General features: G+C 70.0%; 16 protein-coding genes and 1 pseudogene. 7 read left to right on the forward strand and 10 right to left on the reverse strand.

The window, feature by feature from the left end:
* Window positions 1-88 precede the first annotated feature (88 nt).
* Window positions 89-1,066 (forward strand): arabinan endo-1,5-alpha-L-arabinosidase, encoded by a 978-nt coding sequence (locus OHT51_RS29315; protein WP_328881911.1) that lies wholly within the window; start codon window positions 89-91, stop codon window positions 1,064-1,066.
* A gap of 144 nt (window positions 1,067-1,210) precedes the next feature.
* Here the strand turns inward: OHT51_RS29315 and OHT51_RS29320 are convergent, their stop codons facing one another.
* From OHT51_RS29320 to OHT51_RS29355, 8 genes are all read right to left on the reverse strand, one after another.
* Complete coding sequence (locus OHT51_RS29320; protein ID WP_328881912.1) at window positions 1,211-2,863, reverse strand: pyridoxal phosphate-dependent aminotransferase; 1,653 nt, start codon at window positions 2,861-2,863, stop codon at window positions 1,211-1,213.
* 195 nt (window positions 2,864-3,058) lie between these two features.
* Entirely contained in the window at window positions 3,059-4,204 is a 1,146-nt protein-coding gene (locus tag OHT51_RS29325) for an aldose epimerase family protein (protein ID WP_328881913.1), read from the reverse strand.
* A gap of 107 nt (window positions 4,205-4,311) precedes the next feature.
* On the reverse strand, window positions 4,312-5,556 hold the full coding sequence (gene mmsB / locus OHT51_RS29330) for a multiple monosaccharide ABC transporter permease (protein ID WP_328881914.1): 1,245 nt from the start codon (window positions 5,554-5,556) through the stop codon (window positions 4,312-4,314).
* On the reverse strand, window positions 5,553-7,103 hold the full coding sequence (gene mmsA / locus OHT51_RS29335) for a multiple monosaccharide ABC transporter ATP-binding protein (protein WP_328881915.1): 1,551 nt from the start codon (window positions 7,101-7,103) through the stop codon (window positions 5,553-5,555). Before mmsA ends, mmsB begins: the two co-directional genes overlap by 4 nt.
* Window positions 7,104-7,135: 32 nt before the next feature.
* Window positions 7,136-8,248 (reverse strand): multiple monosaccharide ABC transporter substrate-binding protein, encoded by a 1,113-nt coding sequence (chvE, locus tag OHT51_RS29340; protein ID WP_362377770.1) that lies wholly within the window; start codon window positions 8,246-8,248, stop codon window positions 7,136-7,138.
* Window positions 8,249-8,387: 139 nt separating this feature from the next.
* The gene (locus tag OHT51_RS29345) at window positions 8,388-9,350 is read right to left on the reverse strand and encodes a hypothetical protein (RefSeq protein ID WP_328881917.1); all 963 of its coding nucleotides are present in this window, start codon (window positions 9,348-9,350) and stop codon (window positions 8,388-8,390) included.
* 120 nt (window positions 9,351-9,470) lie between these two features.
* On the reverse strand, window positions 9,471-10,475 hold the full coding sequence (locus OHT51_RS29350; protein ID WP_328881918.1) for a zinc-dependent alcohol dehydrogenase: 1,005 nt from the start codon (window positions 10,473-10,475) through the stop codon (window positions 9,471-9,473).
* Entirely contained in the window at window positions 10,472-11,635 is a 1,164-nt protein-coding gene (locus OHT51_RS29355; RefSeq protein ID WP_328881919.1) for a mandelate racemase/muconate lactonizing enzyme family protein, read from the reverse strand. The genes OHT51_RS29350 and OHT51_RS29355 overlap by 4 nt, the downstream gene beginning before the upstream one ends.
* Before the next feature lie 312 nt (window positions 11,636-11,947).
* Here OHT51_RS29355 and OHT51_RS29360 point away from each other — a divergent pair, with 312 nt between their 5' ends.
* Entirely contained in the window at window positions 11,948-12,982 is a 1,035-nt protein-coding gene (locus OHT51_RS29360) for an SCO2400 family protein (protein WP_328881920.1), read from the forward strand.
* Between the two features lie 27 nt (window positions 12,983-13,009).
* Here the strand turns inward: OHT51_RS29360 and OHT51_RS29365 are convergent.
* Window positions 13,010-14,303: pseudogene (locus OHT51_RS29365) on the reverse strand (diacylglycerol/lipid kinase family protein).
* A 231-nt stretch (window positions 14,304-14,534) separates the two neighbouring features.
* Between OHT51_RS29365 and OHT51_RS29370 the strand changes: the two are divergent.
* The 4 genes from OHT51_RS29370 to OHT51_RS29385 all read left to right on the forward strand — a co-directional run bounded on the left by OHT51_RS29370 (window position 14,535) and on the right by OHT51_RS29385 (window position 18,351).
* Window positions 14,535-15,974, forward strand: a complete 1,440-nt coding sequence (locus OHT51_RS29370; RefSeq protein ID WP_328881921.1) for a DUF2252 domain-containing protein — start codon at window positions 14,535-14,537, stop codon at window positions 15,972-15,974.
* A gap of 104 nt (window positions 15,975-16,078) precedes the next feature.
* On the forward strand, window positions 16,079-16,495 hold the full coding sequence (locus tag OHT51_RS29375) for a DUF7144 family membrane protein (RefSeq protein ID WP_328881922.1): 417 nt from the start codon (window positions 16,079-16,081) through the stop codon (window positions 16,493-16,495).
* Window positions 16,496-16,597: 102 nt separating this feature from the next.
* Complete coding sequence (locus OHT51_RS29380) at window positions 16,598-17,851, forward strand: hypothetical protein (RefSeq protein WP_328881923.1); 1,254 nt, start codon at window positions 16,598-16,600, stop codon at window positions 17,849-17,851.
* A gap of 98 nt (window positions 17,852-17,949) precedes the next feature.
* On the forward strand, window positions 17,950-18,351 hold the full coding sequence (locus tag OHT51_RS29385) for an SHOCT domain-containing protein (protein WP_328881924.1): 402 nt from the start codon (window positions 17,950-17,952) through the stop codon (window positions 18,349-18,351).
* A 27-nt stretch (window positions 18,352-18,378) separates the two neighbouring features.
* Here the strand turns inward: OHT51_RS29385 and OHT51_RS29390 are convergent, their stop codons facing one another.
* Window positions 18,379-20,325 (reverse strand): glycoside hydrolase family 15 protein, encoded by a 1,947-nt coding sequence (locus tag OHT51_RS29390; RefSeq protein ID WP_328881925.1) that lies wholly within the window; start codon window positions 20,323-20,325, stop codon window positions 18,379-18,381.
* A gap of 256 nt (window positions 20,326-20,581) precedes the next feature.
* On the opposite strand from OHT51_RS29390, the gene OHT51_RS29395 reads away from it, so the two are divergent.
* Complete coding sequence (locus OHT51_RS29395) at window positions 20,582-21,004, forward strand: SHOCT domain-containing protein (protein WP_328884476.1); 423 nt, start codon at window positions 20,582-20,584, stop codon at window positions 21,002-21,004.
* Window positions 21,005-21,012 lie beyond the last annotated feature (8 nt).

Consider the following 21,012-nt stretch of genomic DNA (forward strand, 5'->3'; position numbering starts at 1 on the left):
ATTCTACGGTCCCGTTCGAACTTGCGAGCGCTGTTCGGCATATCGGTCGACAGTCCGGTCTGTCACCCCCACCGCAAGGAGGACCCGCATGCCCCGCACCCTCCGCAAGCGCACAGCCCTGATCGCACTCCCCGCCGCCGCTCTCCTCGCCCTCATCCCGTCCTCGGCGACCGCGTACCCCAACCCCGGCCGTGTCACCGGCGACATCGTCACCCACGACCCGACGATGCTCCGCACCTCGTCCGGCCAGTACCTGCTGTACGCCACGGGCGGCGGCATCGCCAACAAGACCTCCAGTGACCGCACCGCCTTCAGGAACGGCGCCGACGCGTTCTCCTCCCGGCCGGGCTGGTGGTCGACCTACTCCTCGGTGCCGGAGGCCTGGGCGCCGGACATCTCGTACCAGGGCGGCAAGTACCTGATGTACTACTCCGTCTCGAAGTTCGGCTCGAACACGTCGGCCATCGGTCTCGCCACCTCCAGCACCGGGCAGCCCGGGAGTTGGACCGACCAGGGCACCGTCTACACGTCCAGCTCCTCAAGCGACTACAACGCCATCGACCCGAACCTCTTCGTGAACGACGACGGCAAGTGGTGGCTGTCCTTCGGCAGTTGGTGGACGGGGATCAAGATGATCCAGATCAACCCGTCGACGGGGAAGCAGCTCTCTTCCAACTCCACCCGCTACTCCCTCGCCTCCCGCCCGACCGGCACCAAGGCCGTGGAGGCACCCTTCATCGTGAAACGGGGCGGCTACTACTACCTCTTCGCGTCCTACGACACCTGCTGCGCGGGCACCAGCTCCACGTACAAGGTCAAGGTCGGCCGCGCCACCGGCGTCACCGGCCCGTACCTCGACAAGAGCGGCGTCTCGATGATGAACAACGGCGGGACCCCGGTCCTGGAGTCCCACGGCAGCGTCATCGGCCCCGGCGGCCAGTCGATCATGAACGACGTCGACGGCGACCTGATCGTCTACCACTACTACGACGCCAACGACAACGGCACACCCAAGCTGGGCATCAACCTCTTGAACTGGAGCAGCGGTTGGCCCGTGGCGTATTGATCAAGGTGTACCTGAAGCCGACCTGGCTGCAACGCCTTCAGGGGCGCGGGCCGGTGTTGGATGTGCGGCTCCGCCGCGTGGGCGCGACCAGCCACGACGCACTCGCAGCCGCACAAACACCCGCACCCCTATGGCGAGGGGGCGCTACCCCGCCGCCCCCATCCCCGCCGCATTCGGCCAAGACTGACTGTTGGGCCACCCGGTCGCCGGCGCCGGAGTAAGCCCCGGCCCAGTAGTGCCCCGCACCTGCGCGGCCGTAAGGCCACCCCGAGCCGGCACTCCGGGCGGCGTGGGCCCGGGCATCGCCGCCGCGGCGGGTGCCATGGGCGCCATGGGTGACGGGAACGGCGTCGGAGCGGGCGCCGGAGCAGGGGCGGGCGCAGCCGCCGGCACGGGCACAGGCGTGGGCATCGGCGCGGGCATCGGGGCCGGTGCCGGAGCCACCGGAACCGGCGCCGGCATGGGCATCCCCGTGCCCTGCGGAGGCACCGTGGCGGCGGCCGGCGCCACCACCTGCGGCTGCGGCTGAGGCGGAGCCGGTGCCGGCATGGGCGACCCCATGGCCTGCGCGGCGAGCCCCGGCATCCCCGCACCGTTCGTGGAGCTGACCAACCGGTCCACGGCCGCCGTACCCGAGCTGTAGTTGGTCCCTGTACCCAGCTCGGGTACGGCGGCTCCCCTCCTGGACCCGTAGAGCACCTGCTCCAGGCCGGACACCAGGCGACGCACGTCCACCTGGGGGCGCACCACGAGTCGCAGGAAGCGGCTGGACGAACCGATCTTGTTGCCGCACTCGCGGACCAGGATCCGGTGCTCGGTGAGCAGCCGATCCCGGACCACGGTGCCTTCGGCGCCCACGGGGAGACGTACGAAGAGGAAGTTGCCCTGCGACGGATAGACCGTCAGGCCGGGGAGCGAGGAGAGCTGGCTGGCCATGTCGAGGCGGTCCCGGCGCACCTGGTGGAGGCTCTGCGCATACTCGGCACCGTGGTTCTTCAGCATGAACACCACGTGCTCGGCGAAGGCGTTGAGGTTCCACTTGGGCAGCATCGAGCGGACCTTGCCGGCGAGCGCCGGGTTGGCGACCAGGTAGCCGAAGCGGATGCCGTGCAGGCCGAAGTTCTTGCCGAGGGAGCGCAGGACGATGACGTTCGGGCGGATCATCGCCTCCTGGACGACCGAGGGTTCCTGCTCGGCGTCGGCGAACTCCAAAAAGCTCTCGTCGATGATGACGAGGTCCAGGTCGGCCATGGCGTCCATGAACTGCACGAGCGCGTGCTTGTGGAGATAGCCGCCGTCGGGGTTGTTCGGGTTGCAGATGACCGCCACCCGCGTCCCCCGGGCGCGGATGAACTCGGCGTACTGCGCGAGGTCGAGGGCGAAGCCGCTGGACTCCTGGAGCGGGAACATGTCGACGCGCTTGCCGGTCTCCATGGGCTGGTCGGTCCAGCGGCCGAAGGTGGGGACGGGGATGGCGAGGGACTCCCGGACCATCAGGTGGTCGATCCAGGTGATCAGCTCCGTGGAGCCGTTGCCCATCGCCACGCACTGCGGCGGGAGTTGGAGCAGACTGCACAGCTCGGCCGTGATCGTGTCCGCGCTGCTCGGGTAGTACGTGATGATGTCCCGCAGCCGGGCCCCCATGTCCTGGAACATCTCCGGCGTCGGGAAGTACGGGTTGCAGGGAATGCAGAAGTCGACCGGACCGGCCCCGTCGCCGCCCTCACGCGTCAGCGCCGCCATCGACGGGCTGTGTGCCGCGGTGCTGCGGAACAGCGAGGTGACGTTGTCGGCCATGGAACCTCCGTAGGGGGCGGGCCCGGCGGGGACGACCGGGCCCGTCGTCTTTGGGTGGCCCGCGCGGGGGAGCGCGGGCCGCCCTTACATACGGAGGCTGGGGTGACGCTGTTCAACCACTGAGAAACCGGTGAGAACTTGTGTGCCACCTGTGAAGAACCGGCAGAAGGGACGGTCGAGCGGGGTCGGCAGCTGTCAGCAGCTGAACGAGTGGACCGTCGTCGAACGGTACGTCTGCCCAGGTCGCAGCACCGTCGAGGGGAACGACGGCTTGTTCGGCGAGTCCGGGAAGTGCTGCGTCTCCAGGCACAGCGCGTCGCCCTGCCGGTAGGTGCGGCCGCTCGTGCCGACGAGGGTGCCGTCGAGGAAGTTGCCGGAGTAGAACTGCAGGCCGGGCTCGGTGGTCGCCATCCGCAGGGTGCGGCCGGAGGACGGGTCCTTCAGGGTGGCGATCCACTCGGGGCGCGGCGAGATGCCCTTGTCGAGGACCCAGTTGTGGTCGATGCCCTTGCCGTACAGCAGCTGCTGGTGGGCCTCGCGCAGGTCCTCGCCGATCGCCTTGGTGCGGCGGAAGTCGAAGGGCGTGCCGGCGACGGGGGCCAGCTGACCGGTGGGGATGAGACCCGAGTCGACGGGGGTGTAGCGGGAGGCGTCGATCTTCAGCTGGTGGTTCTCGATCGTGCCGCTGCCCTCGCCGGCGAGGTTCCAGTAGACGTGGCTGGTCAGGTTGACGACGGTGGCCTTGTCGGTGGTGGCCGCGTAGTCGATGCGCCAGTCGCCGTGCTTGGTGAGGGTGTACGTCACCTTCACCTTGAGCGTGCCCGGGTAGCCCATCTCGCCGTCGACGGACGTGTAGTACAGGTGCAGGCCGACGTCGGAGCCCTTGGTGAACGGCTCGACGTCCCACACGCGCTTGTCGAAGCCCTGGGCGCCGCCGTGCAGGCTGTTCTCGCCGTCGTTGACGTTGACCTGGTAGGCCTTGCCGTCGAGCGTGAACTTGCCCTTGCCGATGCGGTTGCCGTACCGGCCGATCAGGGCGCCGAAGTACGGGCTCTTCGCGACGTAGTCCTCGATGTTGTCGAAGCCCAGGGAGACGTTGGCCAGCCGGCCGCGGCGGTCCGGGATCTCCAGGGACTGCACGACGCCGCCGTAGGAGAGGACGTTCATGCGGGTGCCGCCGTTCGCCAGCGACCAGCTGTAGACCTTGGTGCCGTCGGCGAGCTTGCCGAAGAGCGCCTTCACCGGCGTCCTGCCTCCCGTGGCGTGTGCGCTGCCGACGGTCGCGGCGGTGATCCCCGCCGCCGCGGCTCCGGCTATGACCGTACGTCTGCTCATGTCCATGTGCGGCTCCTGCTCAGGAAGTTGAACCGAGAGTGGAAGGGCCCCGCCTCTTCGGCGGGGCATAGGGCCCTGCCGCCGGATTCCCGGCGACAGGGCCCTACTTGGACTTACGAACCGACCTTGCGCTTGTTCCACACGTCGAACCCGACCGCCGCCAGCAGCACCAGGCCCTTGATGACCTGCTGCCAGTCGGTGCCGATGCCGACGAGGTTCATGCCGTTGTTCAGCACGCCCAGGACCAGGCCACCGATGATCGCGCCGAGGACGGTGCCGACGCCGCCGCTCATCGACGCGCCGCCGATGAACGAGGCCGCGATCGCCTCCAGCTCGAAGTTGAGGCCGGCCTTGGGAGAGGCCGCGTTGAAGCGGGCGGCGAAGACCAGACCCGCCAGGGCCGCGAGCATGCCCATGTTCAGGAAGACCAGGAAGGTGACCTTCTTGTCCTTCACGCCCGACAGCTTGGCCGCGGGCAGGTTGCCGCCGATGGCGTAGATGTGGCGGCCGATGATCGCGTTGCGCATCACGTATCCGAAGCCGACCAGCAGCACGCCCAGGATGAGCAGCACGATCGGAGCGCCCTTGTAGCTGGCCAGCAGCATCGTCAGCGTGAGGATGGCGGCGCCGAGCGCGACCAGCTTCAGCAGGAACAGGTTGAAGGGCGCGACCTCCAGGGAGAACTCCTGCTGCCGGCGGCGGTCACGGAACTCCTGGAAGACCACGAACGCGATCATCGCGAAGCCGAGCAGGAGTGTCAGGTTGTGGTAGTTCGTGTTCGGGCCGACCTCGGGCAGGAAGCCGTTGGCGACCTTCTGCAGGCCCTCCGGGAACGGGCCGAGGGTCTGCCCCTCCAGGAAGATCTCCGTCAGACCGCGGAAGATCAGCATGCCCGCGAGGGTCACGATGAAGGACGGTATGCCGCCGTACGCGATGAAGAACCCTTGTGCCGCACCCGCGAGGGCGCCCATGGCCAGGCAGAGGATCACCGCCACCGGCCATGGCAGGTCGTTCCTCACCATGAACACCGCGGCCATCGAGCCGATGAACGCCGTCAGCGATCCCACCGACAGATCGATGTGGCCCGCGATGATGACCAGCATCATGCCGATCGCGAGGATCAGGATGTAGCTGTTCTGCAGCACCAGGTTGGAGACGTTGCGCGGCAGCAGCAGGTCGCCCTCGGTCCACACGGCGAACAGCACCACGATCAGGCCGAGCGCGATCAGCATGCCGTACTGCCGCATGTTGCGGCGCATACCGTCCATCACCAGCTGGAGCAGGCCCGCGCCCGCGGCCCCCGAGCTCTTGCCCGGCGGCGCGGGGGCCGGGCTCTTGGCGGTCACATCCGTGCTCATCGGGATACCTCTTTGTCCTTTGTCATCTGACGCATCAGCGATTCCTGCGAGGCCTCGGCCCGCGAGAACTCGCCGGTCAGCCGCCCCGCGGCCATCGTGTAGATGCGGTCACACATGCCGAGCAGCTCCGGCAGCTCGGAGGAGATGAAGACGACCGCCTTGCCCTGGGCGGCCAGCTGGTCGATGACCGTGTAGATCTCGTACTTGGCGCCGACATCGATGCCACGCGTCGGCTCGTCCAGGATCAGCACATCGGGACCCGCGAAGATCCACTTGCTGAGGACGACCTTCTGCTGGTTGCCGCCGGACAGCTTGCCCACCGGCTCGAAGACGGTCGGCGCCTTGATGTTCATGGACTTGCGGAAGCCCTCGGCGACCTGCCGCTCCCCGTGCTCGTCGACCACGCCCCGCTTGGCGACCTTGCCCAACGCGCTGAGCGAGATGTTGCGGTTGATGGTGTCGATGAGGTTGAGGCCGTAGTGCTTGCGGTCCTCGGTGACGTACGCGATGCCGTTCTTGACCGCCTCGGGGACGGACTTCGTACGGATCTGAGTGCCGTCCTTGAGGACCGTGCCGCCCGCGTAACGGCCGTACGTCCGCCCGAAGACGCTCATCGCGAGCTCGGTGCGGCCGGCGCCCATCAGGCCCGCGATGCCGACGATCTCCCCGCGCCGCACCGACAGTGACACATCGTCGACCACCTTGCGCTGCTGGTCGATCGGGTGGTGCACGGTCCAGTTGCGGATCTCCAGGGCCGGTGCCGCGCCCTTCTCCGGTTCGTGCGGGGTGCGCTCGGGGAAGCGGTGCTCCAGGTCCCGGCCGACCATCCCGCTGATGATCCGGTCCTCGGTGGTCTCGGCGGCCTTCACATCGAGCGTCTCGATGGTCTGGCCGTCGCGCAGGATCGTCACCGAGTCGGCGACCTTGCGGATCTCGTTGAGCTTGTGGGAGATGATGATCGAGGTGATGCCCTGCTTCTTCAACTCCAGGATCAGATCCAGGAGTTTGCTGCTGTCCTCGTCGTTCAGGGCCGCGGTCGGCTCGTCGAGGATGAGCAGCTTCACCTTCTTCGACAGCGCCTTCGCGATCTCCACCAGCTGCTGCTTGCCCACGCCGATGTCGGCGACGCGGGTGTCCGGGTGGTCGGAGAGTCCGACCCGGCGCAGCAGCTCGGTGGCGTGCCGCAGGGTCTCCCGCCAGTCGATGAACCCGCCCTTGGCGTGCTCGTTGCCGAGGAAGATGTTCTCCGCGAGGGAGAGGAACGGCGACAGCGCCAGCTCCTGGTGGATGATGACGATGCCGCGCTGCTCGCTCGCCCGGATGTCCTTGAACTCGCAGACATCACCCTCGAAGAGGATGTCACCCTCGTAGGTGCCGTGCGGGTGGACGCCGGAGAGGACCTTCATCAGGGTCGACTTGCCGGCGCCGTTCTCCCCGCAGATGGCGTGGACCTCGCCCTGCCGGACGGTCAGCGTGACGTCCGACAGCGCCTTGACGCCGGGAAAGGTCTTGACGATCGAGCGCATTTCCAGGACGGGTCCCGCCATGGTCGTGCCTTCCAATCAGAGTGGGCCGGCGGTTACTTGAGGTCGCTCTCCTTGATGTAGCCGGAGTCGACGACCTCCTTCTGGTAGTTGGTCTTGTCGACCGCGACCGGCTCCAGCAGGTACGCCGGGACGACCTTCGATCCGTTGTCGTAGGTCTTGGTGTCGTTGACCTCGGGCTTCTTGTCGTTGAGCAGGGCGTCGACCATGCCCGAGGCGACCTTGGCGAGCTCGCGGGTGTCCTTGTAGACGGTCATCGACTGCTCGTCGGCGATGATCGACTTCACCGAGGCGACCTCGGCGTCCTGACCCGTGACGACCGGCAGCGGCTTGCTCTTGGAGCCGTAGTCGTCCGACTTCAGCGCCGACAGGATGCCGATGGAGATGCCGTCGTACGGCGAGAGGACCGCGTCGACGCGCTCGCTCTTGTAGGCCGAGGTCAGGATGTCGTCCATGCGCTTCTGGGCGGTGCCGCCGTCCCAGCGCAGGGTGGTGACCTGGGTCAGCTTGGTCTGGCCGGAGCGGACGACGAGCTGCTTCTTGTCGATGTAGGGCTGCAGGACCTTCATCGCCCCGCCGAAGAAGTAGCGGGTGTTGTTGTCGTCGTTGGAGCCGGCGAACAGCTCGACGTTGAACGGGCCCTTCTTGGAGCCGTCCTTGAGGCCGAGCTTCTCGATGATGTAGTTGGCCTGGAGCTCGCCGACCTTCTCGTTGTCGAACGACGCGTAGTAGTCGACGTTCTCCGTGCCGAGGATCAGGCGGTCGTAGGAGATCACCGGGATGTTCGCGTCCTTGGCCTGCTGGAGCACGTTGTTCATCGACTTGTTGTCGATGGCCGCGACGATCAGCGCCTTGACGCCCTGCGTGATCAGGTTCTCGATCTGCGAGACCTGCTGGTCCGGGTCGTCCTCGCCGTAGACCAGCTTGGTCTTGTAGCCCTTGGACTTCAGGTCCGCGACGACGTTGTTGCCGTCGGCTATCCAGCGCTCGGAGGACTTGGTCGGCATCGCGATGCCGATGGTGGCTCCCTCGGAGCTGCCCGAGTCCTCCTTGGAGCCGCCCTCGCCGCTCTGGCCGCAGGCGGTCAGGGTCAGCGCGAGGGACGCGGCGGAGGCTATGGCGGCGAGTGCGGCTCTGCGAGTACGCATGATCATCATCCTTGATGTGTGTGAGCAGGGCTCGGTCGGGCGGTGCGAAGACGCTTCGAGGACTGAACGGAGTAGAACAAGGGTGTGTGGGATTGTGTTCGACTGCGTCTTCTTCTGTGAAGGGGGTTTGTCCGGAACGTTATGCGGGAGTTTCGAATCGCCTCAGCGTTCCGGGCAGCCGTGAACCGAGGGGCGCCATGTCGCCGTCAGCTCCGTGCCGTGCGAGCAGGTCCAGGGCCAGCCGTCCGCGCCGTACGCGTTCCCGGGCGGTGGCCAGCGTCAGGTCCCGCATGTGGTGGCCGTAGGGATAGATGCCGGGGGCCTTGGAGAGCCCGAACTTCAGATAGAGCGGTGCGCCGCGCCGGATCAGCTCGGCGACCTCGTACATCCGCACATAGCCGCCGAGGTCGTCGGGGGCCTCGATGTACATGTCCATGGGGGCGGCGGAAACCCGCCGTATCTCGGTGAGGTGATCGAGCGTCAGATCGCTGGGCACGTTGACCGAGTCGGCGCCGAGGTTCTCGTACACCGCGTACGCCGCCGGGTTGACCGGCCCGATCAGCGCACTCACCTTGAGCGTCGTGTCGGCCGGGATGATCCCGGCGGCTCTCGCCCGGTGCAGCGTCCACAGCACGCCCTCGTCCGCGACGAGCAGGCACTTCACGCCCAACTCCGTTGCCCGTACGGCGTCTTCGACGCAGCCGGCGACGGCGTCGTGGCCCCGGGCGCGCAGTCCGGCCCCCCGCGAGTCGGTGCGCGTGGACCCGCCGATGTCCCAGGTGCCGCGCGGGCCGGTGAACAGGCAGAGCTCGATGTCGCGTTCGGCCGTGGCCTCGACCATCTCGGTGATCTCGGTGTCGGTCAGCATCCACACACCGCTGCCCTGGCTGATCCGGTGGATCGGCACGTCCAGCAGCGAGGCTTCCTTCAGGACGACGGCCAGCGCTTCGGGACCCTCGCACGAGGGGATCTCGGTGCGCCAGCGGCCGCCGCCCGGGAACGTGTGGGGCGAGGCGTCGGCGGGGGAGAGGTCGGGCGCGGCCAGGCCGAGGGCGGCGAGAACCCGCTCACCGGGTCGGCGGGCTGCGGAAGCGTCGGTCACAAGCTGTCCTTCTTGTTCGATATTTCGGACGAGGTTCGCGGCTCAGGGTGTGCGGGCTTGGTGTACGCCGGTACGGGGACCGTCAGGTCGCCCCCGTACCGGCGTACGGCTGAGGGGCACTCAGGGGCGAAGGAGGACCTTGCCCACCTTCGGATCAGCGGACCCGACGAGCTCGATCGCCTGCGGGAACTCCTGAAGCGGCAACTCGTGCGTGACCAGCGGCAGCGGATCGAGCAGCCCGGCCGCGAACACCCGCACCGTGTGCGCCCAGGCCTCCGGCGGCGCCCCGAACACGGTGTGCACCTCCAGCTGCCGTACGACGAGATCGGTCGGGTCGAGTCCGTGGGCGCCCGGCGCCGGGATCCCCGTGAGGACGAGCCGCCCGCCGCGCCGCAGCAGGGCGGCGGAGGTGCGCGCGGCGTCGGCGGACCCGGCGGTCTCGATGACGACGTCGAAGTCGTCCGGGAGCAGCTGGTCCTTCGTGCGGAAGTCGGTCGCCCCGTACTGTCGCGACAGCGCCTCCCGGTCGCCCCGCGTGCCCACCACGAGCAGCTCGGCCGGCGAGCCCGCCTTCAGGAACTGAACGGCGAACATGCCCAGCGTCCCGGTCCCCACGACCGCCACGCGCTCACCCGGCAGCGCGTTGGCCTTGATCGCCGCGGCGGCGATACAGGCGGCCGGCTCCAGCAGGGCGGCGGCGGTGAGGTCGCAGCCGTCCGGCAGGACGTGCAGCAGCCGGGCCGGAAGCGTCAGCGTGGCGGCCATGGCGCCGGGCTGGGTGAACCCGGTCTCCTCGTACCCCGCACTGCACAGCGTGGTCTCACCGGCGTGACAGCGGTCGCAGACCTGGCAGTTGCGGAAGCCCTCGCCGACGACCTTGCGGCCGACCAGCGAGTCCGGCACCCCGGCGCCGACCGCCGCGACGGTCCCGGACCACTCGTGGCCCGGCGTGAGCGGGTAACGGACGTATCCCTCGGGCCGGTTGCCCTGGTACACCTCGCGGTCGCTGCCGCAGATGCCGACCGCGTGGACCCGGACCAGCGCCTCACCGGCCGCCGGCTCGCGCGGCGTGTGCTCGGTGAGCCGGTGCTCGCCGGGCGCCTCGACGACGACGGCGGTGCTCACTGCGCGCCCTTGGGCTTGCGCTGCTCCCAGCCCTCGGCCCACAGGTCGAACCGGGCCTGCTGCTGCGGAAACTCGGCGGCGGCGTCGACGTCGAACTCGACACCGAGACCGGGGGCGTCGGAGAGGTGGAAGCAGCCGTCCTCCGGGTTCACCTGCGGGGCGCCCTTCACGACCTTCTTGATCTCCGCGTCGGCGAAGTCGTTGAAGTGCTCCAGGATCTTGAAGTTCGGGGAGGTGAACCCGACCTGGAGGGAGGCGGCGGTGAGGACGGAGCCGCCGACGTTGTGGGGCGCGACGAGCATGTAGTGGGTCTCGGCCGTCGCTGCGAGCTTGCGCGTCTCCCAGATGCCGCCGATGTGGCCGACGTCGGGCTGGATGATGTCGACGGCCTGGCTCTCGAAGAGCTCACGGAACTCGATGCGATCGTGAATCCGCTCGCCCGTCGCGACCGGCATGTCCACCTTGGCGGCGACCTTCTCCAGCGCCTTCAGGTTCTCCGGCGGGCAGGGCTCCTCCAGCCAGGCCGGCTTGAACGGCGCGAGCTCGCGCGCGAGCCGTACCGCGGTGGCGGGGGAGAAGCGGCCGTGCATCTCCAGCATCAGCTCGGCCTCGGGGCCGATGGCGTCCCGCACGGCCTCGATGAGCGAGACGGCGTACAGGGTCTGCTCGTGGTCGAGCTCGAAGTGGCCGGTGCCGAAGGGGTCGATCTTGAGCGCCTTGTACCCGCGCTCCATCACGCCCTGGGCCGCCTTGTGGTACGCCTCGGGCGTCCGCTCGGTCGTGTACCAGCCGTTGGCGTACGCCTTGACCTTGTCGGTGACCTTGCCGCCGAGCAGCTGCCACACGGGCACGCCGAGGGCCTTGCCCTTGATGTCCCAGCAAGCCATTTCCACCACGGCGATCCCGGACATCACGATCTCGCCGGCCCGCCCGTAGTCGCCGTACTTCATGCGCCGGACGAGGTCCTCGACAGCGAACGGGTCGGAACCCAGAATGTGGTTGGCCTCGGCCTCCCGCAGATAGCCGATCAGCGCGTCGGTGTGGCCCAGCATCCGGGTCTCGCCGACTCCGGTGATGCCCTCGTCGGTGTGCACCAGGACGTAGGTCAGGTTGCGCCACGGCGTCCCGACCACGTGTGTGCTGATTCCGGTGATGCGCACGGCAGTTGCCCCTTGCTGCGTCGTCGGCTCATTTGGCGTCGCACCCCGCGTGTTCGAAATTTCGTCACACGTTCGAAATGCTGACGTGACAGTAGGGAGGCGGCGCCGGGAGTGTCAATGGGTCGAACACATAACGGTTTCGACACCGCTTTCGATACGGATTTCGGGCAGTCGGTCGCGGAGTGTGGGGGGCGTGTCTGGCGAGTCCCGGCATATCCGTCAACTCGCCATGCCGGAACAGAAAGTTCCATACACAACTTTCACAGCTGTGACTATCAACGGTGCCTGTGAGGAACCTAGTCTTCCCGCGTCATGGACTACTGCCACCCGTGCCGACGGCACCTGAATGGCGCCCTCGCCTGCCCGGGGTGCGGCGCCGCGATCGAAGAGCTGCGCGTGTACGCGGGCACCCAGAACGAGGTGTACCCGCAGATGGCCGAGCGGGGCGTGGGAGGCCGGGGGGCGTACGAGGGGTACCAGGGTCAGTACGCCGGCGGCGAGGTCCAGTACGGGGACGGCTCGGGGCAGTACGGGAGCGGCGCCGGACAGTACGGCGGCGGCGAGTACGGCGGCGGCGAGTACGGCGCGAGTCGTCATGACGACCACTACGACGAGGCGCGCCCCGCGCAGGCCGCAGAGGCCGCGGACGCCGGTGAGGTGTCCTCGGAGGCGGCGCCGGTCGCGCCGGCCGGCGGACGGGCCGCGCGGCGGGCGGCGCAGCGGCGCGGCAGGGGTCGAGGCCGTGACGAGTACGCCGAGTACGACGACGCGCAGGACGACGCGTACGACGAAGAAGTGGACGACGACGGTGACGACCTGGACGACGGGTCCTCGTCGGGCGCCAGCCGTCGCGATCGCAAGGCTGCCGCGCACCGGCGCCGCCGTCGCCGGGTCCTGCTGGTGACCGCCGGCTTCGTCCTGGCCGCCGGGGGCCTGAGCCTCGCGGAACTCGGCATGGACGCCCCGGGCACGAGTCCCAAGCCCGCGGCAGCCGGGGACGAGTCGGCGGAGGGCGCGGCGTCGGAAGAGGTGACCGCCTCCCCCGAGGCGACGGACGGGGCGCCGCGGACGGACGGGGAGTCGCCGTCGGCGGATCCCTCGGCGTCTCCCTCGGCCTCCAAGTCGGCCAAGGACGAGGACGAGAAGAAGGACGAGGACAAGACCCCCGACAAGGACGGCCAGTCGGCGACGACGGGCAGCGGCGGCTCGGGCGACACCACCTCGGCGCCCACCACCCCGTCCGAGCCTGATCCCACGACCCCGACCCAGGAACCGACCACGTCGGACCCGAGCCCGGACCCGACGCCCACGGAGACCTGCAACCGGTTCCTGTGGTGGTGCACGTGAGTCGGCCGTAGGGCCGCCTGGAACCGTTCACCTTCGCGAATCCAGACGCCCGTGACCGTCTGAGGGACGCGTGCCGGGCAACGCCAGCCGGCCCAGCGTCCGCCAGTCCATCCGCGTGTTCGCCACGGGCACGCCCGGACGGTCGCGCGGCACGCGGACCCGCAGGGCGCCGGGCGTGATGCGGCAGATGACGGGCGTGGGCAGCAGGAGGGCCTCGCCGTCCACACCGACCGGGACGTCGGGGGCGTCGGCCTCGACTACCACCTCGTGCACGGCCAGCACCGTGAGCCCGCGCGACTGATGGCCGCGCAGCAGCCCGGCCGCCTGCGCGGCGTTGTCGACCTTCACGCCGAGGACGCCGAGGGCACCGGAGTCCAGCCGCGCGCGCCGGCCGAGGCCGGCGGCATCGCCCAACTGGTAGGGGTTGTTGCTGATCAGGACTCCTTGGGGAGCGTCGAGGACCACGTCCCGCGCGCGGACGGTGAGCCGCGGCCCGACCTGATGGGTCAGCAGGTCCGGGAGCTCCCGGAGGATGGTGGCCACCTTGTCGTCGCGGTAGGCGGGGCTCTGCACGACCACCGCGTACACGCCGAAGGACGCGTTGTTGACGAAGACGCGCTCGCCGATGAGACCGACGCACTTCGACGCCGTCGGTCAGGGCGTCGAGGCAGGTCGACGGGTCGGTCCGGTCGAGGCCGAGATCCATGGCGAAGTGGTTGCGGGTGCCCGCGGAGACGACGACGAACGGCAGGTCGTGCCGGGCCGCCACACCCGCCACCAGCGCCTGGGTGCCGTCCCCTCCGGCGACCCCCAGCAGGTCCGCGCCCCTTGCCACGGCCCGCTCGGCGAGCTCCGCGACGTCCTGCGGGTGAGCCGGGTCGAGTACGGCGACCTCGGCGCCCAGGGCCCGGGCCTTGGCCACGAGGTCGTACTTGCCGACCTTTCCGCCGCCGGAGCGCGGGTTCATGATGAAGAACGGTGCGCGCGGCGGTGGGGCCGGGTGTTCCCGGGGGCCGGACCGGCCGGCGTGCGCGGCGAGGGCGGCCCGCCCGATCAGCAGCGCCGCGGTCCACAGCGCCACCGCGGACAGTGCGGCCCACAGCAGGCCCACCACGGCGTAGTTCAGCAGCACGGCGATCGGTAGCAGGGCGGCGAGTACGGCGGCGAGCAGCCGGGCCAGGCCACGCCGGGAGAGCGCCCACCACAGGGCTGCGGCCGTCGCGGCGAGGCCCGCCACACCGACGGCCAGCAGTGCGAGGCTCTTGATGCCGGCGGCCGCCAGCAGCACGGCGATCGCGGCCGCCGCTACCAGCAGGGCCAGGCGTGCCGCCCACCGCTGAGCCGCCGCACGGCGACGACCGGCCGTACCGGACGTCCCGGCGGGCTTTCGCGTACCGCCCACAACGGCATCCCACCGCCCGCGCACCGGCCCCGCATCACCTGCTCCGGGTGATCCCGCCGACGCGCGGGGCTGCGAGCATGCAGGTCAGGGGGACGGTCGACCACGCGGGCAGGGAGGGCCGGTCGGCCCTGCGGGCAAGGAGGCCCGGCCATGGCCAGCACCACGCACCGCGGTCCGCTCTCGGTGATGCACGACCGACCGCTCACCCCGGCCGAGCGCGCGGCCCTCGGCAAGGAGGCACGTGCCCGGGTGCGGCGCTCCGAGCACGGCGTCTTCGCGCCCGACGAGAAGCGGCCCGATCCGATCGACATCATCGAGAGGCAGTCCGCCGAACGGGTCCCCGAGCTGGTGCCCATCCGGTACGGCCGGATGCTCGAATCGCCGTTCCGGTTCTACCGGGGAGCCGCGGCGATCATGGCGTCCGATCTCGGCGCCGGTGCGCACACCGGGCTGTACGCCCAGTTGTGCGGTGACGCGCATCTGCTGAACTTCCGGCTCCTCGGCTCCGCGGAACGCAACCTCGTCTTCGACATCAACGACTTCGACGAGACCCTGCCGGGCCCGTTCGAGTGGGACGTCAAGCGGCTGGCGGCGAGTCTGGTGATCGCCGGACGGGCCAACGGGTTCCCGGCGATGGAGTGCGAGGCCGTCGTCCGGGCCGGCGTGGGGTCCTACCGCAAGCGCATGCGCGAGTTCGCCGGGCTGCGCACCCTCGACGTCTGGTACGCGCGGGACGACTTCGACCAGATCGGGGTGCTGCTGCCCGAGCGGCCGGGCAAGCAGGACAGGCAGCGGGCCGTGCGGGCGGCGACGAAGGCCCGTACCCGCACGAGTGTGCAGGCGGCCGCGAAGCTGACCCGGGAGGTGGACGGCGTACCCCGGATCATCTCGGATCCTCCCCTGATCACGCCGCTCGCGGAGCTGCTGCCCGGCACGCAGGGCGACGAGGTGGCGCAGACCCTGCGGGGACTTGTCACCGAATACCAGACCACCCTGTCGTCGGAGCGGCGGCATCTGCTGAGCCGGTTCCGCGTGGTCGACATGGCGCGCAAGGTCGTGGGGGTCGGCAGCGTCGGTACCCGCTGCTGGATCATCCTGCTGCTCGGCCGCGACGACGACGACCCGCTGCTGCTCCAGGCCAAGGAGGCCGGCGACTCGGTCCTCGCCCCCCACTGCGGCGCCAGCACGTACGAGAACCAGGGCGAGCGGGTGGTCGCCGGGCAGCGGCTCATGCAGGCCGCCGGTGACATCTTCCTCGGCTGGCAGCACGTCACGGGCATCGACGGCCGCCAACGCGACTTCTACGTACGGCAGTTGCACGACTGGAAGGGCATCGCCCGCCCCGAGACGATGGACGCCCGGACCCTGGGCCTGTTCGCCCGCCTGTGCGGCGCCTCCCTGGCCCGCGCCCACGCCCGCTCCGGCGACCCGATCGCCATCGCCGCCTACCTCGGCCGCAGCGACACCTTCGACCGCGCCCTTGCCGACTTCGCCCACTCCTACGCCAACCAGAACGAACGCGACCACCAGGCCCTGACCGACGCGGTCAGCACGGGCCGCGTCACGGCACGGAGCGACGTGGCGGCGTGATAGCGCTGCTCACCCTCCGTGGGTGACGACGGGCATGCCCCAAGGGATCAGGCTCGGTGGTGGACGGCTGCGCGCAGCAGCCCGGTGTGGAAAGGAGGCCGGACATGGCCACCACCGCTACCCGCCACGGTGCGGGCAAGCAGACAGCCGCCACCGGCCTGACACTGTTCGCCGGAGTGATGCTCTTCATCTCCGGGATCCTCGACGTCTTCCGCGGCATCATGGCGATCGCCGACGACGACGTGTACGTCTCCACCCCCAACTACGTCTTCAAGTTCGACCTGACGAGCTGGGGCTGGATCCACCTGGTGTTCGGGGCGCTCGCCGTGATCGTGAGCATCGGCCTGTTCGGGGCGAAGACCTGGGCGAGGGTCGTCGGCGTAGGCGTCGCGGGACTGCTGCTCATCGCGAACTTCCTGTCCATCCCGTACTACCCCGTCTGGTCGCTCACGCTGATCGCGCTGTACGCGTTCATCATCTGGGCCCTGTGCGTGGTGAAGCGGGACTCCTTCGCCGATTAGGGCTCCTCTCGGCGCCCATATGGGCCAGTTCGGCATGCCGTTTGCGTGGTGCGCGGACGCAATTGAAGGGAGGGCGGGGACCCCGGAAGGCCTGGAGTCCGCATGAGCGCCGCGCACAAGTCCTCCGCGGCCGGACGCATCGCCCGAGCCACGGCCTCAGCGGTGCTGATCGTGGTCACCTGCATCCTCGTGCCCGTCGCACTGATCACGGTGTGGGTCCACGACATCGCGCTCGACACCGACCGGTACGTGAAGACCGTCGCCCCGCTGGCCACCGAGCCGGCCATCCAGGACGCGGCCGTCGACCGGATCTCCGAGGCGGTGGACGTCCGCATCGACGGGGACCGGGCCGCCGCGGAGCTCGCCGACTGGCTGCGGTCCCAGGGCCTGCCGCCCCAGGCCGCCACCGCCATCCAGGGGCTCGGGCCGCAGATCGACTCGGCCGTGGACGGCGCGGTGAAGAAGGTCGTCACGCGGATCGTGCACAGCGGCGCCTTCGACACCGTGTGGCGCAACGCCAACAAAGAGGCCCACAGGGCCGTCGTGCACGCTCTCACCGGGGAGGGCCGGGGCGCCGTCGGGGTCGCGGGCGGCACGGTCACGCTCGACGTCGGCGCGCTCGTCGAGCAGGTGAAGAAGGAACTCGTCAACGCCGGCCTGTCGCCCGCCAAGGCGATCCCCCAGGTCGACAAGCAGCTGGTGCTGTTCCAGTCCGAGCAACTGGAGAAGATCCGCGACGGCGTGCACCTGCTGGACGTCGTCGGCTACTGGCTGCCCGTCCTCACCGTCGTCATCGGCGCGGCCGGGGTGCTGCTGGCCCGCCGCCACCGGCGGGCGCTCGCCTGGACCGCGCTGGGCGCCGCCATCGCCTGCCTGGTGGTGGTCATCGCCCTGGTCGTCGTACGCCGCTACTACCTGGACCACCTCCCGGCCGCCGTGCAGTCGGACGCGGCCGCCGCGGCCGTCTTCGACACACTGCTGCGCTTCCTGAAGGCCGCCCTGCGCACCACGATCGTGCTCGGGGTCGTGGTCGCGCTCGGCGCCTACCTGATCGGCCCCGGCCGCCTGCCGGTCGCGATCCGTCGCGCCTGCGACCGCACCGCGGACTCGCTCGCCACCTGGGCCTACCGGCACGAGATCCGGGCCGGACGGGTCGGCGCGTGGGCACAGGACCACCGCCGGTCGATCGCCCTGTCCGCGCTGGCGGTCCTGGCCTTCGTCTTCGCCGTGTGGAACCGCCCCACCCCGCTCACGATCCTGGCCTTCGCGCTCGTCCTGCTCGGCACCCTGACGGTCCTGGCACTGCTCGCGGCCGGCGGCCGGGCCGAGGCCTCGCCGCCCACCCGTGAGGGGTGATGCCGGGCGGACCGCCCTGGCGCATCGTGAAGGCCACGGGGCCACCGGGGCCCCGTCAGCCGCGCGGTCGTCGCGGCGGCCGGCAAGCGGAGGCGACCATGGACTACCCCCTGCTCGACGTCTTCCTCACCATGCTCTGGTTCTTCCTGTGGATCATGTGGATCATGCTGCTGGTCCGCGTGGTCATGGACATCTTCCGCGACGACGCGCTCAGCGGCTGGGCGAAGGCGGGCTGGACACTGATGGTCTGCGTGCTGCCGTTCCTCGGCGTCTTCGTCTACCTGATCGCCCGCGGACGCGGCATGGGCGAGCGCGAGCTGCGCATGGCCCAGGACCGCGAGCGCGCGTTCCGCTCTTACGTCCAGGAGGCCGCGGCCCCGCGGCCCAAGGCGCCGGGCGCCAAGGCGGACGAACTCGGCAAGCTGGCCGCGCTGCACGACAAGGGCGACATCACCGACGCCGAGTACGAGCGGGCCAAGTCGAAGGTCCTCACGGCCTGACATGCATGCTCCAGCTGCCGGCCCGGGTCAGCCACCGTCGTCGCCTCCGCCCGCGGGCGCGGTGGGCGTCGTGTAGCTGTGGGGCGGGTCGTACTGGCCGTCGCCGTGTGTCGGGCTCGCCTCGGCCCGGCCGAGTTGCTCGTCCAGGGCCGTGGCCGCGTTGATCAGGGCTACGTGGGTGAACGCCTGGGGGAAGTTGCCGAGTTGCTCGCCGGAGGGACCGATCTCCTCCGAGAAGAGGCCGACGGGGTTGGCGTAGGTGAGCATCTTGTCGAAGGCGTACCGGGCCCGCCCGAGCCGGCCGCTGCGGGCCAGGGCCTCGACGTAGTAGAAGCTGCAGAGGTTGAAGGTGCCCTCGGCGCCGCGCAGCCCGTCGGGCGAGGCCCCGGGGTCGTAGCGGTAGACGAGGCTGTCGCTGACCAGCTCCTTGTCCATGGCGTCGAGGGTGGTGAGCCAGTCCGGGTCGTGCGGTGAGATGAAGCCGACCTGGGGCATCAGCAGCAGCGAGGCGTCCAGGACGTCCGTGTCGTAGTGCTGGACGAAGGCCTGGCGCCCGGGGTGCCAGCCGCGTTCGACGATCTGCCGGAAGATCGCGTCGCGGGTCTCGGTCCAGTGGTTGATCCGGCCCGGGCGGGCGTGCGAGACGGACGCGCGGATGCCCCGGTCGAAGGCGACCCAGGCCATCAGCCGGCTGTAGGTGAAGTTCTGCCGGCCGCCGCGGGTCTCCCAGATCCCCTCGTCCGGCTGGTCCCAGTGGTCGGAGAGCCAGTCCAGTACGTCACGCATGGCGTTCCAGCCGCGGATCGCCCCGATGTCGCCGCGCACCGCCAGCGCGTCGGCCGCCTCGCCGTAGATGTCGAGCTGGAGCTGGCCGGCGGCCGCGTTGCCGGCCCGGACGGGCCGTGAGCCCTGGTAGCCCTCCAGATGGTCGAGGGTCTCCTCGGTGAGATGAGGGTCGCCGTCGATCCGGTACATGATCTGCAAGGGGTCCCCCGTGGCGGTGCCGCCGGCGTCGACGCGCTCGCGCAGCCAGCGGCGGTACGCGTACGCCTCCGCCTCGAAGCCCAGATCGATCAGCGCCCGCACGGAGAGCGAGGCGTCACGCACCCACGTGTAGCGGTAGTCCCAGTTGCGCTCGCCGCCGATCTGCTCGGGCAGTCCCATGGTGGCGGCGGCGATGGGCGCGCCCGTGGGGGCGTAGGTGAGCAGCTTGAGCGTGATCGCCGAGCGGTTCACCGTGTCCTGCCAGCGCCCTCGGTAGGAGCAGGAGCGCAGCCAGGACAGCCAGAAGGTGCGGCACGAGCCCATGTCGTCGACCAGGCCGCCCAGTTGAGGCGCGGGCCCGGGGGCGCCGCCGCTCGCGGTGCCGGTCAGCACGACGGCCACCGCCTGCCCTGCGGAGAGGGTGAAGCGGCCGGTGACGTCGTCGCCGTCCGCGTGGAAGGCGACCCCGGGGGTGCACTGGAGGTGCAGGTCGGTTCCCGGGCCGTGGAAGACCGCCGAGCGGTCGTCGTCCGGCGGGAGGGTGAGGGTGTGCGGGGCGCGGGCGTAGTCGAAGCGGGGGCGGCAGGAGAAGGTGAAGGGCAGGCTGCCCCGGACGACGCGGGCGATCCGGATGATCCGGTGCCGGTCCGTCGGCGTCGGGGAGTCGACGGGAGCCATGAAGTCGGCGACCTCGCCCACGCCGCCGGGCGCCATGTACCGCGTGATCAGGACCGCCGTGTCGGACAGGTACAGCTGTCGCACCGTCAGCCCCTCGCCCTCCGGGAGATCCACGGCGAACCGGCAGTGGCCCCCGCGCTCGCTGTCCAGCAGCGAAGCGAAGACGCTGGGCGAGTCGAAGCGCGGTGTGCACCACCAGTCGATGGTCCCGGCGGACGAGACCAGAGCCGCGGTCTGCAGGTCGCCGACCATTCCGTGCTCGGCGATGGGCGGATAGCGGTCGACCATGCCTGCCTCCCTCTCCACGTTCATCGTTGGAGAAGAGCTCCGAGCGGGGCTTCACCCCTGACAGGTGAAACCCGGCGGCAGCGGGCGCGCGGCCCGCCCGGGCGGGGGACCGCCGGTGCCGCCGCGGTCGGCGGCGGCACCCCACCCGCTCCGGGTGATGCCGTCCCGGGGCGACAGGCGCAGCGTGGAGCACATCAGGCTTGGAGTGCCGCCGTGGTCGCACGACGGCCGGCAGGTGGAGGCGACCGTGGACTATCCGCTGCTCAACGCTTTCCTGACGATGCTCTGGTTCTTCCTGTGGGTGCTGTGGTTCGTGATGCTGTTCCGGGTCTTCGGAGACATCTTCCGGGACGACAGCATGAGCGGCTGGGGCAAGGCGGGCTGGGCGGTCTTCGTCTGTGTGCTGCCGTTCCTCGGCGTGTTCGTCTATCTGATCGCCCGCGGACGCGGCATGGGTGAGCGTGATGTGCGCCAGCAACGGCGGCAGGAGGAGGCGTTCCGCTCCTACGTCCAGGAGGCGGCCGCCGATGCCCCGGCGACCGGGACGACCGGGACGACCGGGACCACCGGGACCACCGGGACCACCGGGGCGACCGGGCCGACCCATGCGGACCAGCTGACCAAGCTCGCCGGGCTGCACGACCACGGCGACATCAGCGACGCCGAGTACGAGCGGGCGAAGGCGAAGGTGCTCGCGGGCTGAGCCGTACG

This window comes from Streptomyces sp. NBC_00299 (assembly GCF_036173045.1).
Lineage (GTDB): Bacteria > Actinomycetota > Actinomycetes > Streptomycetales > Streptomycetaceae > Streptomyces > Streptomyces machairae.

What these genes read in the sequence shown, in the direction of transcription:
- chvE (WP_362377770.1), bottom strand. Translation starts at nt 8,248, where the DNA reads ATGCGTACTCGCAGAGCCGCACTCGCCGCCATAGCCTCCGCCGCGTCC.
- OHT51_RS29385 (WP_328881924.1), top strand. Translation starts at nt 17,950, where the DNA reads ATGGACTACCCCCTGCTCGACGTCTTCCTCACCATGCTCTGGTTCTTC.
- OHT51_RS29320 (WP_328881912.1), bottom strand. Translation starts at nt 2,863, where the DNA reads ATGGCCGACAACGTCACCTCGCTGTTCCGCAGCACCGCGGCACACAGC.
- OHT51_RS29360 (WP_328881920.1), top strand. Translation starts at nt 11,948, where the DNA reads ATGGACTACTGCCACCCGTGCCGACGGCACCTGAATGGCGCCCTCGCC.
- OHT51_RS29390 (WP_328881925.1), bottom strand. Translation starts at nt 20,325, where the DNA reads ATGAACGTGGAGAGGGAGGCAGGCATGGTCGACCGCTATCCGCCCATC.
- OHT51_RS29375 (WP_328881922.1), top strand. Translation starts at nt 16,079, where the DNA reads ATGGCCACCACCGCTACCCGCCACGGTGCGGGCAAGCAGACAGCCGCC.
- OHT51_RS29315 (WP_328881911.1), top strand. Translation starts at nt 89, where the DNA reads ATGCCCCGCACCCTCCGCAAGCGCACAGCCCTGATCGCACTCCCCGCC.
- OHT51_RS29325 (WP_328881913.1), bottom strand. Translation starts at nt 4,204, where the DNA reads ATGGACATGAGCAGACGTACGGTCATAGCCGGAGCCGCGGCGGCGGGG.
- mmsA (WP_328881915.1), bottom strand. Translation starts at nt 7,103, where the DNA reads ATGGCGGGACCCGTCCTGGAAATGCGCTCGATCGTCAAGACCTTTCCC.
- OHT51_RS29395 (WP_328884476.1), top strand. Translation starts at nt 20,582, where the DNA reads ATGCTCTGGTTCTTCCTGTGGGTGCTGTGGTTCGTGATGCTGTTCCGG.
- mmsB (WP_328881914.1), bottom strand. Translation starts at nt 5,556, where the DNA reads ATGAGCACGGATGTGACCGCCAAGAGCCCGGCCCCCGCGCCGCCGGGC.
- OHT51_RS29370 (WP_328881921.1), top strand. Translation starts at nt 14,535, where the DNA reads ATGGCCAGCACCACGCACCGCGGTCCGCTCTCGGTGATGCACGACCGA.
- OHT51_RS29380 (WP_328881923.1), top strand. Translation starts at nt 16,598, where the DNA reads ATGAGCGCCGCGCACAAGTCCTCCGCGGCCGGACGCATCGCCCGAGCC.